Below are 15,179 nucleotides of genomic sequence, written 5' to 3' on the forward strand. Positions count from 1 at the left end.
TGACGAAGGAGCCCACTGCAATGACCGATTGGATCGCGGCCGTCGCCGCCCTGCGACCCGAGACTCGCCTGTTCATCAACGGCGAGTTCCGCGCCGCTGAGGGCGACGCCGTCTTCGCCACCGTCGCCCCGCGCGACGGATCGACGATCGCCGAGGTGAGCAGCGCGAGCGCGGCCGATGTCGACGACGCCGTGCAGGCGGCCGCGCGCGCGTTCGCCTCCGGGGTGTGGTCGCGAGCCGATCGTCGTGAGCGTCAGCGCGTGCTCGTCAGGCTCTCCGACCTGATGCTCGAGCACCTGGACGAGCTCGCGCTGCTCGAGTCGCTCGACTCTGGGCACCCGATCGGTGACTCGCTGCGGGTCGACGTGCCGAACGCGGCTCGGGTGTTCCGCTGGTACGCCGAGGCGCTCGACAAGGTCTCAGACGAGATCGCCCCGGCCCCCGAGCAGGCGCTCGCGCTCGTCACCCGCGAGGCGCTCGGCGTGGTCGGTGCCGTCGTGCCATGGAACTACCCGCTCATCATCTCGTCGTGGAAGCTTGCGCCCGCGCTCGCCGCAGGCAACTCGGTGGTGCTGAAACCGGCGGAGCTCACGAGCCTTTCGGCGCTGAAGCTCGCGGAGTTGGCGCACGACGCGGGGGTGCCGGCCGGCGTGCTGAACGTCGTTCCGGGCCTGGGCGCGGTGGCCGGCCAAGCGCTCGGCCGCCACCCCCGCGTCGACAAAATCGCGTTCACCGGGTCACCCCGGGTGGGCCTGGAATTCATGCGCTACTCGGGGGAGTCGAACGGCAAGCAGGTGTCGCTCGAGCTCGGGGGCAAGTCGCCCCAGATCGTGCTCGACGACGTGGCCGACCTCGAGGCCTGTGCGAGCGCGGTGGCCTGGGGCATCTTCTACAACGCCGGGCAGACCTGTCACGGTGGCAGTCGGCTCATCGTGCAAGATGGGGTGGCCGACGCACTCGTCGCGGCGGTGCAGCGCATCGGGTCGGAGCTCGTGCAGGGAGACCCACTGCTCGAATCGACGCAGATCGGCACGATCGCCAGCGAGACGCAGTTGCAGCGCGTGCTCGAGTACGTCGATGTGGCGCGCGGCGAGGGAGCCGAGGTGTGGGGCGGCGATCGCGTGCGTCTCGATGGGCTCGACGGCGGCTACTACGTCAGCCCAACCGTCTTCACCGGAGTCGACAACGCCAGTCGAGTCGCCCGCGAAGAGATTTTCGGGCCGGCCCTCACCGTCATCCGCGTCGCCGACGCCGCCGAAGCGCTGCGGGTCGCCAACGACTCGGAGTACGGGCTCGCGGCCAGCGTCTGGACCCGCGATCTCACCACGGCGCATCGCATCGCGCGCGGCTTGCGCGCCGGCACCGTCTGGGTGAACACCTTCGACGTCGCCGACGTAATCACGCCGTTCGGGGGCTTCGGCGGTTCCGGATCAGGCCGCGACCGCTCACTCCACGCGCTCGACAGCTACACCGCACTCAAGACCACCTGGATCGACCTCGGAGGAGACCTGTGACCACCTCGAATTCGGCGCCTTCGACGCCCGTGATCACCGATGCCAGCCGGTTGGCGCCACTGCCTCGGCCTCTCGTCGAGACCGAACTCACCCTCGACCCGAAGCCCATCGCCTACTTCGGGCGCGGGCGAGTCGTTGAGATCGGCGCAATCGTTGCCGGGCTCGGCGCCCGGTCGGCGCTGATCGTGACCGATCCATATCTCGCCGCATCCGACATCGTCGCGCGGGTGCGTGCGTCGCTCGACGCCGCGGGCGTCGCCATCGAGGTCTACGGCGAAGTCACGCCCAACCCGACCACGCTCAATCTCGACGCGGGCAGCGATCTCGCTACCGCAATCGGGGCGCAGGCGATCGTGTCCGTGGGTGGGGGCTCGTCGCTCGACGCGGCGAAGGGCATCGCGCTCGGCGCGGTGAATCCGGAGCGCGGCATCGCACTCGACTACGCGACGCCGTTCGCGGCATCCGCCCTGCCGATTGTCGCAGTGCCGACCACCGCTGGCACTGGTGCCGAGGTGAACGCGTTCGGCGTGATTACCGATGTCGACGCTCACCGCAAGTTCTACGTCGGGCACGAGAGCGCGCTGGCCCGGGCCGCCGTACTCGACCCCGAACTCACGATCGGGCTCCCCGCGGGCGCGACAGCAGCGACCGGGTTCGATGCCCTGACGCACGCGCTCGAGTCGTATCTCTCGGTGCGCGCGAACCCCTACTCCGACGGCATCGCGCTGCAGATCATCTCGACGGTGTCGACGTACCTGCCCCGCGCGGTGAGCGACGGCTCCGATCTCGAAGCGCGCTCCGAGCTGCTGCTCGCGAGCCACGTCGCCGGCGTCGGGTTCTCGCACACCGGACTCGGCCTGGTGCACGGCATCGCGCACCCCCTGGGCGGGCGCTTCAACATTCCGCACGGCCTCGCACTCGCGCTCGTGATCGAGGGCGTGCTCGCCTTCACGCTGCCCGCACGCACCGAGCGGCTCGCCCGCGTCGCATTTGCGCTCGGCGTCGGGCGTACCGACGTCGACACCGCGGCGAACGCGGCCGCCGCCGTTGATCGCATTGTCGGCTTTGCCCGCGAGATCGGGCTGCAGGCCCCGCTCGCGCAGTTCGGGGTGACCGAGGCCGACCTGCCCTCGCTCGCGGTCGACACGCTCGCGGACGCGGTCACGGTGAATGCGCCCGTGCAGCCGACCGCGGATGACGTGGTGGCGATCCTGCGCGCCGCATTGCACAGCTGAGGGGTTCGGCCCGGGCCCGAGTCGTCACCGCGACCGAGCCCGGGCTCGTCGCTACTTCGCGTCGCCGACGGCCGACATCTTCTGCGAGAAGTAGACGGGAATCAGCGACAGCAGAATCATCACCGTAGCGACCACGTTCACCTGGTTGACCTCGTTGGGGCGCGCCATCTGGTTCATGATCCATAGCGGCAGCGTCTCGACGCCGGGCGGTGCCGTGAAGATGGTGACGACGATCTCGTCGAACGACAGGGCGAAGGCGAGCAGACCGCCCGCAATGAAGGCACTCCGGAACTGCGGAAACGTGACGAGCCGGAAGGTCTGGCCGATGCCGGCCCCGAGATCCATCGACGCCTCCTCGAGGTTCGGGTGCATGCGACGCAGACGCGCGATCACGTTGTTGAACACCATGACCACGCAGAACGTGGCGTGCGCGATGATCATGCCCCAGTAGCCGACGTTGATGCCCATGGGCTTGAGCACCTGGAAGTACGTGTTCGAGAGGGCGACACCGGTGACGATGCCGGGGAGCGTGATCGGCAGCACGATGAGCAGGTTCACCGTCTGCTGCCCGAAGAAGCGGAATCGCTGCAACGCGAAGGCGGCGAGGGTGCCGAGCAGCAGGGCAAATGCGGTGGCGACCGCGGCGACGATCACCGAGTTGAGCAGGGCGGCGTGCACCGCCGGGTTGGTGAGCGCCTTGCCCCACCACTCGAGCGAGAACCCGGGAATTGGCCAGCCCGAGACGCGGCCGGAGTTGAACGAGTTCATGACGATCACGAACAGCGGGATGTACATGAACCCCAGCGCGATGACCGTGATGACGGTGAGCGCGACGCGGGTCGAACGATTGAGTCGAAGCATGGCTGGGCTCCCGGGTCAGAGATTGTTGATCGCGCCGGTGCGGCGCACGAGGCCGAGGTAGATCACGACGAGCACGATTGGCACGAACGAGAACGCGGCGGCAAGCGGCGGGTTCAAGTTGATGTTCTGCGCGATGATGCTGCCGATCATCTGCGTCGAACCGCCGACGTACATGGCGGCGATGTAGTCGCCGAGGCTCAGCGAGAACGTGAAGATGGAGCCCGCGACGAGTGCGGGCAGCAGCAACGGGGCGACGACCGTGCGAATTGTGCGGGCGCCGCTCGCGCCGAGGTCGGACGAGGCGTCGAACAGGTTCGCGGGAATCTGCGACACCGCGGCGTACACCGGAATCGCCATGTACGGGAACCAGAGATAGACCAGGGTCAGCACGACCGTGAGCACCCCGAACCCGGGCCCCTCGATGCCGAACGGCGACAGCGCCCAATTGAAGAAGCCCTCGTCGGTCCAGACGAGGCGCATCGCGATGATCTTGACCAGGTACCCGGCCCACAGCGGCAGCGTGACGAGCACCGCGAGCACGGCGCGGAGGCGGGGGCCGGCGACCTTCGCCATGAAGACGGCGAGTGGGATCGCCACCGCCGCGCAGATCACCGTCACCGCGAGGGCGATGCCGAGGGTGCGAAGCGCCGTGGCGAGATACGCCGGCACGGTGATCAGCTGCTGAAAGTTGTCGAGGGTGAAGCCCGGCTTCACGCGCGAGGTGAAGGGGTCGGTGGTCCAGAACGCGGTGAGCAGCAGCAGCGCCAGCGACAGGATGTAGACGCCGACGAGCCAGGCCATCGGCAGCGTGAGGAGCGCGGCGAGCCGGCCGCGCGGGTGGCGGTGCAGAGCAGTGGAGACGGGCTTGGAGCGGCGCTCAAGAGTGGGCGTGTGCGACACGATGGGTCCTCGCTGACGGTCGTGGATCGGAAAGAGCGGGTGGTCGGGCCGGCGTGCGCCCCGACCACCCGCGGCGGGGCGGGTTAGCCCTTCACCGTGGCCCAGGCGTTGGTCCAGTCCTGGTAGTTCGTGCACTGCACGTCGGTGCGGCCGTCGAGGCACTGATCGATGGGGGTGGTCCAGAACCACACCTTCTTGAAGTACTCCTCGTCGGTCGCGTTGTAGTACTCGCAGTGCTCGCGCGCCTCATCGCTGGTCTCGCAGAATGCGGCGTTGGCCGGGGCCATGCCGAAGTTCATCGCGATCTGCCCGTTGACCTCGGGGCTGCTCGTGTAGTCCATCCACGCGTACGCGCAGTTCGGGCTCTCGGAATCGGTCGCGAGCATCCACGCATCCGACCACCCGGTCGAGCCCTCTTCAGGCAGCACACTCTTGAACTTGTCCTCCTGCGTCGCCTTGCGCAGCACCTCCCACGAGGTGCCGACCACCGAATTGCCGCCGGTGAACGAGGTCACGTTGGTCGCGGGCGACCAGTACTCGGACACCATGCCGTTCTGCTGCTTCAGCAGTTCGGTTGCGGCGGCCAACTGCTCGTCGTCGAGCGCGTAGGGGTTCTCGATGCCGAGGTCAGGCTGGGTCGCCATGAGATAAATCGCGGCGTCGGCGATGTAGATCGGGCTGTCGTACGCGGCGATCTCGCCAGCGTAGGGGCTGTCGGCCTCCCACACCACGTCCCAGCTCGTGGGCTCCTGCGTGACGACCTCGGAGTTGTACTCGAGAATGTTCGCGCCTCGGCCGATCGGAATGCCGTAGACATTGCCGTTCAGCGTGTCGTACAGCTGTCCCTTCATGCCCTCGACGATGTCGTCGCCGAAGTTCGGGATCAGCTCGGTGTTGAGTGGCTGCACGTTGCCGTCGACGATGAGTCGCAGGCTGGCGTCGCCCGACGCCGAGACGAGGTCGTATTCGCCGGTGCGCATCAGCTGCACCATCTCATCACTGGTCGCGGCAACCTTGCGGTTGACCGTGCAGCCGGTGTCGGCGGTGAACTGGTCGGTCCACGCGGGCTCGACGAACCCCGACCAGGCGACGATGTTGAGCTCGGATTCGGTATCGCCGAGGGTGTCGATCATCGGCACCTCCGGAACATCGATCGAGAGCCCTCCGGCTTCGGCGTCTCCGCCTCCGGTGCTGGCGCAGCCCGACAGGGCGAGGCCGACCGCGGCGATGAGGGCCGCGGGGGCGAGCAGTTTGGTGTGCATCGTTACTCCTTCGTAGACGGTGGATCGGGTGGTTCAGGCTGGAATGGGTTCGGCGACCGGGGTCGGGGCCGTGGCGCCCGGCACCTCGACGGCGTGGTCACGGGCGAAGCGCACGCTCACCGCGTCGCCGCGTCGCACGCTGGGGTCGGTGCGCGGAGTGTGCGTGTTCTGCTGCTCCGAGATGAAACGCGTGCCGCTCTCGGTCTCGACGAGGTACCGCGTGTGCGCGCCGGCGTAGACGGTTTCGAGCACCGAGCCGGCGATCGCGATCTGATCGGGTTCGAGCGGGGTGGTCGGGTCGACGAGACGCACCCGCTCCGGGCGCACGCTGTGCGGTGTGCTGACGCCGAGAATGCGCTCGGCGGACGATCCCGTCAACAGATTCGTGATGCCGAGGAACGTCGCCACGAACTCCGTCTGCGGAAACTCGTAGACCTCGCGTGGGCTGCCGACCTGCTCGATCTTGCCGTTGTTGAAGACGGCCACGCGATCCGACAGCGTCAGCGCCTCCTCTTGATCGTGGGTGACGAAGACGAAGGTGATGCCGGCGTCGCGCTGAATCTGCTTGAGCTCGAACTGCATCTGCTCGCGCAGCTGCTTGTCGAGCGCGCCGAGCGGCTCGTCGAGCAGCAGCACTTGCGGGCGCAAGATGAGCGCCCGAGCCAGCGCGATGCGCTGCCGCTGACCCCCCGAGAGCTGGGCCGGCGAGCGGTCGGCGACGTGCGCGAGTTGCACCTGTTCGAGGGCTTCGCCGACCAAGCGCCGGCGCTCCTGGCCCGAAACTCCCCGCACCCGGAGTCCGTACGCGACGTTCTCGGCGATCGTGAGGTGCGGAAAGAGCGCGTAATCCTGGAAGACGGTGTTCACCTCACGGTCGAACGGTGCGGCATCGGTCACATCGGTGCCGCCCAGCAGAATGCGCCCGGCGGTCGGGGCTTCGAACCCCGCGATCATGCGCAGCACTGTCGTCTTGCCCGAACCCGACGGGCCGAGCATGGAGAAGAACTCGCCGGCGCGGATCTCGATGTCGAGATCGTTCACGGCGACGAGATCGCCGAACTGCTTGCGCACGCCGCGCACGGACACCGCGATGTCGCTTGAGGCGGTGCCGGGGGTCGTGCCGGGGGCCGTGCCCGGGGTGTCTCGGGTCATGCGAGTGCTCCTCAACGTCGTTGTCGAACCGATGCCAGAAACCATAACATATGTTTTTATAGGATTTGTTTCGGAGTGGGTTCGGCGCGATCACGGTTCGGTCACGGCGCGGAGGCCCCGGCACGGAGTGGCGCAGGGAAAACTCACCGCGGGGCATGGGAAACTCGATGAGCCCGCGAGAATCGGAGGAGATACGGTGGTCAGTCTGATTCCGTCCGCGCCTCCGAGCCGATTGCGCACTGCGGCGCTCGCCCCCATCGGAGACGAGGGGCGCATCGAGCTAGTCGAATCGCGCATCGTGCAGGCCATTTCGGTCGGCGCATTCACCGAGGGTGAGCGACTCCCGAGCGAGACTGAGCTTTCGGCATTGCTCGGAGTGGCCGTCGTCACCGTGCGCGAGGCGTTGAGCGGCCTTCGTCACCGCGAACTCATCGAGACCCGCCGCGGGCGCAACGGCGGCAGCTTCGTGCGCCCCAGCCACGGCGCCGTCGAAGAGGTGAACGCGCGCTCGCTGATGGCGATGCCCCGTGTCGCCCTCGCCGACCTCGCCGTGCTCTACGAGGCGATCGCGTGCGCGTGCGCCGAATACGCCTGCCAGCGAGCGACTCCCGACGAACTCGACATCGTCGCCCTCGTGCTCGAACGCGCAAGAGGCCTCGACGCCGTGACCTGGCGCCGGCGCGTCACCGAGGTGCAGCTCGAACTCGCGGCGCTCAGCCAATCCGTCCGCCTGACGAATGAGCACGTGCGCGTGCAGACGGAATTCACCCCGCTGCTCGCACTGCAAGACATTGACCGTGCGGCTCGCCTGCAGACGCATGAGGCGCTGGCGGCGCAGATCCGCTCGACGCGGCTGGGCGATGCCGACGCCGCGCGATCCGCCGTTCGCGAGACCGTGCGCACGTCGGCCCGCTGGCTGGTACAGTTTCGCAACGAACTCATCGCCGCTCCACACGATGGCGGGGTTCGTGGCACACTGGAATCGCGTCGTGGGGGCGTCTGACTTTCTCGCGACCTCAAAGAAGAGGAAGAGAGAGCCGTGACTGCCGCGCCTGACACTGCCGAAGCGCCACTCCAATCAGCGCTGCAGTGCGTCGACGACTTCTTCGATGGCGTGTTCGCTCCCCTCGATACCTGGCTGCCCCGGCTCGTCTCGGCGCTCCGGCGTCGACGGGAAGACGACGCGCACCTGACTGGGGCGCAGCTCGCGGTGCTCGTCGAAGACGGTGCGCACAAGGTGCTGGATACGGTGGACCGGCCGCTGTACGGCGCAGGATTCTGCGCCAGTAGCGATCTGGTCACCGAGGGGAATCCGCTGGCCTGGTGGCAGGGTCGTGACCGCAGTCTGCTCGCCTCATCGACGTTCGGCCCCGGGCAGGCCGCGATCGATCTGATGCGTCTCGAGTGGTACCGGGTTCCGGAGGCAACGGGCGATCGACACGTCGCCGGGCCTTTCGTCGACTACCTCTGCTCGAACGAGATCACCATCACCTCAGCCGTGCCGGTACTCGTCGACGGCGACTTCTGGGGCGTCGTGTGCGCCGACGTACTCGTTTCCTCGCTCGAAGACGCGCTGATGCCCGTGCTCGCGGGCCGATCGGGAACGACCCTGGTGAACGCGAACGGCCGCGTCGTGCTCTCGAACAACCCCGATTTCGAAACGGGCGATCGCTACGCCGGCGCCGACCCCGAAAGCGGCCTCGCCGGTCTGGTGCACACGGGTGTGGGGCCGCAGATCGTCTCGTCGCGGCGGTACCCGTTCTCGCTCGTCGCCGCGTGACCTGACGACGGTGCACGACCCGATGATGTGGGGCCGTTCCCGGGTAATGTTGTTGGCAGGGAACGAGCGCACGTATCGGGGGAATCGTGGCACAAGTCATCAAGCTGAGCACTGACGAGTTAACGAAAGGCCGCACGGCCTGTGCGACGGCAGCGGAGACGGCTCGCGAAGGGGCCGAGAAGTTTCCGATCAGCCTGGGCGCCGGCCTCGGGACCATCGGGCTCGGGTTGACGGCCACCTTTGGCACGCTGGGCGCAGCGCTGCAGACCCAGGCGAAATCGATCGCGGAGCTGATCGACGGGTACGGCGATCACATCGGGGCGACACACGACCGATTCGAGGCCTACGAGACCTCGATCGCTCCCTTCCTCGAATCGATCGGACTCGAAGATGCCGATTAATACCGCGCCGGCCGACGCGATCGCCGCCCAGATCGCCAGTCAGTCGTGGGCGCAGGGAGTCAGCGTGGGGAGCGCGTCTGCCACCGCTGCCGTACCCACGGTCCCGGCGTTCTTGGCCCCGTTCATCGCCCCGCTGACCGGGCTGCTCGATCTCGTGCTCGCGCAGCCGGGCGAGATCTATCGCGTGTCGATTGAGTGGGAGACGGGCACCGGACACTTGCAAGAGGCGTCCGACGGGCTCACGCGCACGGCCGCGGCCCTCGAGAACGGGCAGCAGGGACTCTTCATCGACGCGATTGCGGCTGCGCTGCGAGATGCCGCTGCCGCTGCTCATTCCGTGGCCGACTGGGGCAAAGTCGGTGCCCAGGCGCTGCAGGTGGCGCTGCGCATCTGCGAGGGGCTGCGTGCCCTCGTGATGGACGCGCTCGACCTCGCCGGGCAATTCGGCCAGAGTCTCGGCGACTTCGTGTTCTCCTGGCCCTGGGAGATCGAAAAGAAAGCCGAAGCGATCTTCGAGTTCACCCGCGCGGTCGATGATCTCGTCGCCCGATGCCGCGAACAGATCGATCGTGTGCTGCAGTGCTTCCGCGACCTGCTGCGCCTGCTGCTCGATCTGATGCGCGCCATGGTGCCGGCGCACGCGCAGATCGAGGCCCTGCTCGCCGTCCTGTTCCAGTACGTGCCGCCCGGAGATGCTCCAGTCGATGTGGCGCCCGGTCAGCAAGGCGGAGGTCTCGGCGACATCTACAACGTGAGCGGGCACCCCTACCCCGGCTCCGACCTCGAGTTCGAGGGCGAATACGATCGCGGGTACACGCACGAGTACGACCTGGGCCCGACCGACCTCACGACCGAAGAATTGATGGCGCGCTTCAGCGAGAACTTCGGGCACCTGTTCGTGCCGTCTCGGGTCGGAGACAATTCGCAGCTGAACCTGAGCGGGCTCGAGGAAGACCAGGTCATCGATGCCTCGCTGCTCGGAGTCGACATCCCGGGTGTGACGCAGGGCAACATCCTCGTGACCCAGGTCACTGAAGACGGCTTCGTCATTCGGGCCATGGAAGGCCACCCGGAGGAGCCCGGCGAGGTCGCGTTCCGCATCACGCGCGACGAGAACGGGCACGCCAGGCTGCAGGTCACCAGCGGCTACGACCAGACGGTGCTCGACCGCTATGACGCCCTGGGCATACTCGACGAGACCAACCCGGCCTACGCCGGATTCGTCGACGCGTCGCTCTGGAGCGATATGGCCTCGCGCATCCGAGACAATCTGCGATACGGGGAGTAGGAACGCATGGTGCGGAGACAACGTTGGGGAACGCTGGTCGTCAGTGGCCTCGCGCTCAGTGCGGCCCTGGCAGCCACTGCGTGCGCGCCGGTTGCTCGCGAGACCATTCCGAGCTTTCCGGATTCAGGCGGGCAGACGACGGCCGAAGCGATCGAGCAGCTCGAGCGCATTTCCGGGGTCTCGGTCGACCGGCTCTCGATCTCGCAGGCGCCGAACGCGAAGAACAGCACCTCGGCGGAACTCGCCGTGACCGTCGCAGACGACTTCGTCGTCGCCGATCCCGATGCGTTCGTCGACCTGCTGGCGCGCACGGCGTGGTCGGTGCGCGACGGGTACCAGCCGACATCGCGCCTTTACCTGTCGGTCACCACTGACACGGCGAACTCGTTCGATCTCGGCGCAGCCGCGGTGGCTTCGGGGTGGCTCGATACGTCTCGTGCCTTCGACGGCGGCACGAGCCGCGCATCGATCACGCTCTCGTCGAACTCCCAGTCCGATGCGGGTGCGCGGAATCTGGAGCGACTCGGTGCGTGGCCCGGTGACGTCCCCGAGGCATCCTCGGGAATCACGCGCGAGATCGACGGCGCTGCGGCTGCGCCCGGCAGCGCGACGTCTGACCAAGCAACCACTGAGGGGGAATAGACGATGGACACTCGTGAATCGAATGACCCATTCGACGCAGTTGCCGCACGCGTCGCCGCCTTGCACGAGGAGGCGGCGACGAACCTGCGTCACGCCGAGCAGCTCCGCGACAGCGCGCGCGACACGACGGCTGAGGCGGTCTCCGGGGGCGGCGAAGTGCGAGTGCAGGCCGATGCCGGGGGTCGCGTCAGTGCGCTGAGCTTCGGCGCCCGGGCCGAGCAGTTGCCGCTCACCGAACTCGCCGCGGTAACACTGCGCACGATCGAGCAGGCGCAGCAGCGGGCGATGCAGGCCCTCGCGCAACAGAGCGCAGACCTCTTCGGCAGCGACGCAGAGATTTCGACCCAGATCAGCGCCACGGCCGATCGCTGGGGCGCGGCCTCGGGCGACGGCATCACGTACCGGTAGGGGGAGCGGACGATGGAACTGGAAGTGCACCCCGACGAGCTCACCGCGCTCGGTGATGACTGGGTGGCGGCCTCTGAGGTGATCGTGCAGCAGCAGGAAGCCCTGCGCGACCGCGTGCAGCTGCTCGCCGGGCAGTGGAGCGGGGCCGCGCAAGCTGCATTTCTCGCCCAGTACGCCGAGACGCAGCGCCGAATGCTTGAGCGAGCGGATGAGCTGCGACGATCGGGTGCGGCAGTGCGCGACATCGCCGAGCATTACGCGCAACTCGACGCCGACGCGGCTGACGCGATCTCGGCCTGACGCGTCGCATCTCGCTCGTGGCGACTCGCGAGCGTGGGGCAACCCGCGAGTGCGGAGGCGACCCCGCGAGAGTTGAGCCGACCCGGTTACAGCAGGTGCCCGCCTCCGGTCACCTTCATGCGGCTGACCAGGTTCTTCACATCTTGTGCGCGGTTCTTCGTGGTGACGAGCAGCACGTCTGCGGTGTCGACCACGACGATGTCTTCGACGCCGACGAGCGCGACGAGGCGATCGCTCTCGGAGACGACGATGCCGCTCGACGCATCAGAGAGCACTTGCGCACCATCGCCGAGCACGGCGAGGTCGCTGCCGCGTCCGCGGGTGAGCAGGTTCGCGACCGAGGCGAAATCGCCGACGTCGTCCCAGTCGAAGTGGGCGGCGACGCAGACCATTTTGCCGGCCGCGGCGGCGGGCTCGGCGACGGTGTAGTCGACCGCGATCTTCGGAAGCGTCGGCCAGAGGCGCTCGCGCACCTCCGCACCGCGCTCGGTATCCCAGGCCGCGGCGATCTCGCGCAGCGCCTCGACGAGTGCGGGCTGGTGCAGTGCCATCTGCTCCAGCAGCACGGTGGCGCGCGCGATGAACATGCCCGCGTTCCAGAGATACCCGCCGTCGGCGATGTACGCTTCGGCCTGCTCGGCGTCGGGCTTCTCGACGAACGAGGTCACGTCGTAGACGTCGAACGGCGCAATATCGCGCCGTGCTGCGCCCGCGGCGATGTAGCCGAAGCCGGTGGCGGGGTGCGACGGGTGAATGCCGATGGTGGCGATGTACCCGAGGTCGGCGGCCTGCACGGCCGTTGTGACGGCGCGCTGGAAGAGGACGTCGCCGCGAATGACATGGTCGGCCGCGAACGAGCCGAGGATCGCGTCGGGGTCGCGCAGCTCAAGGATGGCGGCGGCGAGCCCGATGGCAGCCGACGAATCTTTGGGCTCGCTCTCGGTGACGAGGTTTTCGGAGAGCAGCTCGGGGAGCTGTTCGGCGACGGAGTCGCGGTGCGAGATGCCGGTCACGACCATGGTGCGCTCGGCCGGAACGAGCGGTGAGAGTCGATCCCAGGTCGCGCGCAGCAGAGAGTCTCCTGACCCCGTGAGATCGAGGAGGAATTTCGGCGCGTTCGCGCGCGACAGCGGCCACAAGCGCGACCCGACCCCGCCCGCCGGAATGACGCAGGTGAACCGCTCGATGGCGGGCGTGGTCGAGGTCTGCTCGGTCATGGCAATCAGCCTACTGTGCGCCCCCAGGAAAGGGACTGACCGGCGGCGCTCCGCGACTGCGGCACGCTCAGCGGGTTCGCATCGCGCAGTGCCTCCGGGAGGAATGCTGTGGGGGCGTTCTGGTAGGCGACCGGGCGGAGAAAACGGCCGAGCGCTGCGGTGCCCACCGAGGTGCTGGCATCATTCGTGGTCGCAGGCCACGGGCCGCCGTGCTGCTGCGCGGGCGTGACTGCGACGCCTGTGGGCCAGCCGTTGAAGAGTACGCGACCGGCGTGCGCGGCCAGTTCGGCGACGAGCTGCTGCAGGGCGGCTGGGGGAGCGGCTGCGGATCCCTCGGCCTCGCCGAGGTGCACGGTGCCGGTGAGGCTGCCCTCGACGAACTCGCTGACGAGTGGCGCGAGTGCTGCGTCGGCAGGCACATCGATCACCACCGAGAACGGACCGAACAGCTCCTCGGCGAGCAGCTCGCGGTGCGCGCGGAGCGTGTCGAGGGAGACGCGCACGATGGTCGGGGTGACCCACCCCTGGCCGTCGGTGTCGATGCGGATCGCGCCCGACGCGAGCTCCTCCACGCCCGCGAGGGCGCGCACCGCATCGAGCCCGGTCGCGTATGCCGCGGCGATGCGGGGGCCGAGCAGTCGGTGCTCGGACGCCGGCGCCGCACCGGCCGCGGCGCGGACTGCCTCGGCGAAGCCGGAGCCCTCGGGCACGAACACCAGCCCGGGCTTCGTGCAGAGCTGGCCGGCTGATCCGCCGACACTTGCGAGATAGTCGCCTGCGAGCGCACTGCCGCGCTCCGTGATCGCCGCATCGGTGATGAACACCGGGTTGATGCTGCCGAGTTCGCCGTAGAACGGGATCGGTGCTGGGCGCGCGGCCGCGATGTCGGCCAGGAGGCGCCCGCCGTGCGTCGAGCCGGTGAACGATGCGGCGCGCACGCGCGGATCGCGCAGTGCTGCCACGCCGGTCTCCTGACCGTGGATCACCTGGAGAGTGCCGCCGGGGAGCCCGGCGGCGGCGATGACGCGCTGGGCGAGTGCGGCGGTCGCGTCGGAGAGGTCGGGGTGACCCGAGTGCGCCTTGATGATCAGGGGGCAGCCCGCCGCGAGGATCGAGGCGGAGTCGCCGCCGAGCACCGAGAAGGCGAAGGGGAAGTTCGACGCCGAGAAGTTCAGTACGGGGCCGACCGGGATGTGGGTGCGGCGCAGGTCGGGTCGCGCGCCGAGGGCGAAGTCGGCGTCGGCTTCATCGATGCGGGCGTCGAGGTGCGCACCCGACACGACGGCCTCGGCGAACAGCCGCAGTTGCACGGCGGTGCGGGTGACCTCGCCGGTGAGCCGCGCGCTCGTGAGGCCGGTCTCGCGCTCGGCGATCGCGACGAGTGATTCGCGCTCCGAGTCGAGCGCGTCGGCGAGGGCGACCAGCAGTTCGGCGCGACGGCGCGGGGGCAGCGCGGCGAGCTCGGGGGCGGCCGCGTCGGCTGCGGCCAGTACCGCCTCGAGATCTGCGTCGGGCGAGCTAGGCCCGTCGGCAGACGTTGCCGCAGGCGCGGTGCCGGGCCCGCGAGAGGCGCCCGTCTCGTCGTGCAGCCCGACGACGAGATCGAGTTCGACGGTAGCGTTCTTCGGGAGTCGGGGGACGCCGAATGCGGTGCGCGCATGCGCGCCCGATTCGCCGAGGACGTCGCGCAGCAATCGGGAAGCGCCCTCGGCGACGGCGGGCTGATCGTCGAACTCTGGCCCGCTGGCGACGTAGACGGTGAGTTTGAGCAGCTGCGCGACACGGTCGAGACCGACAGCGTGCTCGATCTGTGCCAGCGCTCCCAGGGCTGCCAGCTGCGCTGCATCTTGGGCGCGCGGCACGCCGTCGTTGTCGTGCACGGCGCCGGTGTAGGCGACGGCGCCGTCGCGCTTCGGAATCTGGCCGGAGACGTGCCCGACGCCACGAGCGGCGACGAACGGCGTATACGAGTACTGGCCCTGCGAAGGGGCGGGCAGCTCGAGGCCGAGTGCGGCAAGTCGGTCGAGTGCGGAGGATGCTGCCATCGTGGGAGTCCTTTCTTCGGCGGAAGCACGGGCGCCCGCGCGGGGAGCCCGATGCAGCCAGTGAAGCGAGTCGTTGCTCCTGCGTCCAGTATTGATTCGGTCTCGAACAATGCCCCCTGGGTATCGCGAGCGTGGTGACGCAACGAGCGACAGGGTCATACCGTGAGGGACTCA

The 15,179-nt window shown here is 68.4% G+C and carries 15 protein-coding genes; 9 read left to right on the forward strand and 6 right to left on the reverse strand.

The annotated features are described in order from the left end of the window. Positions 1 to 20 precede the first annotated feature (20 nt). Complete coding sequence (locus CH42_RS05070; RefSeq protein ID WP_053352129.1) at positions 21 to 1,514, forward strand: aldehyde dehydrogenase family protein; 1,494 nt, start codon at positions 21 to 23, stop codon at positions 1,512 to 1,514. Further along, positions 1,511 to 2,749: an iron-containing alcohol dehydrogenase family protein gene (locus tag CH42_RS05075; RefSeq protein WP_239683952.1), complete on the forward strand. Its 1,239-nt coding sequence runs from the start codon at positions 1,511 to 1,513 to the stop codon at positions 2,747 to 2,749. Before CH42_RS05070 ends, CH42_RS05075 begins: the two co-directional genes overlap by 4 nt. A 51-nt stretch (positions 2,750 to 2,800) precedes the next feature. Here CH42_RS05075 and CH42_RS05080 read toward each other — a convergent pair whose 3' ends face one another. From CH42_RS05080 to CH42_RS05095, 4 genes are all read right to left on the reverse strand, one after another. Continuing rightward, positions 2,801 to 3,610: an ABC transporter permease gene (locus tag CH42_RS05080; protein WP_053352130.1), complete on the reverse strand. Its 810-nt coding sequence runs from the start codon at positions 3,608 to 3,610 to the stop codon at positions 2,801 to 2,803. 15 nt (positions 3,611 to 3,625) lie between these two features. Then, on the reverse strand, positions 3,626 to 4,510 hold the full coding sequence (locus tag CH42_RS05085; RefSeq protein ID WP_053352131.1) for an ABC transporter permease: 885 nt from the start codon (positions 4,508 to 4,510) through the stop codon (positions 3,626 to 3,628). Positions 4,511 to 4,593: 83 nt separating this feature from the next. Then, entirely contained in the window at positions 4,594 to 5,772 is a 1,179-nt protein-coding gene (locus tag CH42_RS05090; RefSeq protein ID WP_053352132.1) for an extracellular solute-binding protein, read from the reverse strand. A 33-nt stretch (positions 5,773 to 5,805) separates the two neighbouring features. After that, the gene (locus tag CH42_RS05095) at positions 5,806 to 6,924 is read right to left on the reverse strand and encodes an ABC transporter ATP-binding protein (protein ID WP_082309298.1); all 1,119 of its coding nucleotides are present in this window, start codon (positions 6,922 to 6,924) and stop codon (positions 5,806 to 5,808) included. Positions 6,925 to 7,120: 196 nt separating this feature from the next. Here CH42_RS05095 and CH42_RS05100 point away from each other — a divergent pair, with 196 nt between their 5' ends. The 7 genes from CH42_RS05100 (at position 7,121) to CH42_RS05130 (ending at position 11,743) form a co-directional block, all read left to right on the forward strand. Then, positions 7,121 to 7,927 carry a FadR/GntR family transcriptional regulator gene (locus tag CH42_RS05100; RefSeq protein ID WP_053352133.1) on the forward strand — a complete coding sequence of 269 codons (807 nt, stop codon included), beginning with the start codon at positions 7,121 to 7,123 and terminating at the stop codon, positions 7,925 to 7,927. Between the two features lie 36 nt (positions 7,928 to 7,963). Further along, entirely contained in the window at positions 7,964 to 8,704 is a 741-nt protein-coding gene (locus tag CH42_RS05105; RefSeq protein WP_053352134.1) for a PDC sensor domain-containing protein, read from the forward strand. A gap of 86 nt (positions 8,705 to 8,790) precedes the next feature. Then, positions 8,791 to 9,105: a hypothetical protein gene (locus tag CH42_RS05110; RefSeq protein ID WP_053352135.1), complete on the forward strand. Its 315-nt coding sequence runs from the start codon at positions 8,791 to 8,793 to the stop codon at positions 9,103 to 9,105. Further along, on the forward strand, positions 9,095 to 10,393 hold the full coding sequence (locus tag CH42_RS05115; RefSeq protein WP_053352136.1) for a hypothetical protein: 1,299 nt from the start codon (positions 9,095 to 9,097) through the stop codon (positions 10,391 to 10,393). Before CH42_RS05110 ends, CH42_RS05115 begins: the two co-directional genes overlap by 11 nt. 9 nt (positions 10,394 to 10,402) lie before the next feature. Continuing rightward, positions 10,403 to 11,035, forward strand: a complete 633-nt coding sequence (locus tag CH42_RS05120; protein WP_156322470.1) for a hypothetical protein — start codon at positions 10,403 to 10,405, stop codon at positions 11,033 to 11,035. 3 nt (positions 11,036 to 11,038) lie between these two features. Next, positions 11,039 to 11,443: a YbaB/EbfC family nucleoid-associated protein gene (locus CH42_RS05125; protein ID WP_053352138.1), complete on the forward strand. Its 405-nt coding sequence runs from the start codon at positions 11,039 to 11,041 to the stop codon at positions 11,441 to 11,443. A gap of 12 nt (positions 11,444 to 11,455) precedes the next feature. Next, positions 11,456 to 11,743, forward strand: coding sequence for a WXG100 family type VII secretion target (locus CH42_RS05130; protein WP_053352139.1), 288 nt, complete (start codon positions 11,456 to 11,458; stop codon positions 11,741 to 11,743). An 86-nt stretch (positions 11,744 to 11,829) separates the two neighbouring features. Here the strand turns inward: CH42_RS05130 and CH42_RS05135 are convergent, their stop codons facing one another. Both CH42_RS05135 and CH42_RS05140 read right to left on the reverse strand, forming a co-directional pair. Beyond that, positions 11,830 to 12,960 carry a mannose-1-phosphate guanylyltransferase gene (locus tag CH42_RS05135; protein WP_053352140.1) on the reverse strand — a complete coding sequence of 377 codons (1,131 nt, stop codon included), beginning with the start codon at positions 12,958 to 12,960 and terminating at the stop codon, positions 11,830 to 11,832. A gap of 5 nt (positions 12,961 to 12,965) precedes the next feature. Beyond that, positions 12,966 to 15,005 (reverse strand): aldehyde dehydrogenase family protein, encoded by a 2,040-nt coding sequence (locus CH42_RS05140; RefSeq protein WP_162231062.1) that lies wholly within the window; start codon positions 15,003 to 15,005, stop codon positions 12,966 to 12,968. Positions 15,006 to 15,179 lie beyond the last annotated feature (174 nt).

It is taken from the genome of Leucobacter musarum subsp. musarum, from assembly GCF_001273845.1.
Classification (GTDB): Bacteria; Actinomycetota; Actinomycetes; order Actinomycetales; family Microbacteriaceae; genus Leucobacter; species Leucobacter musarum.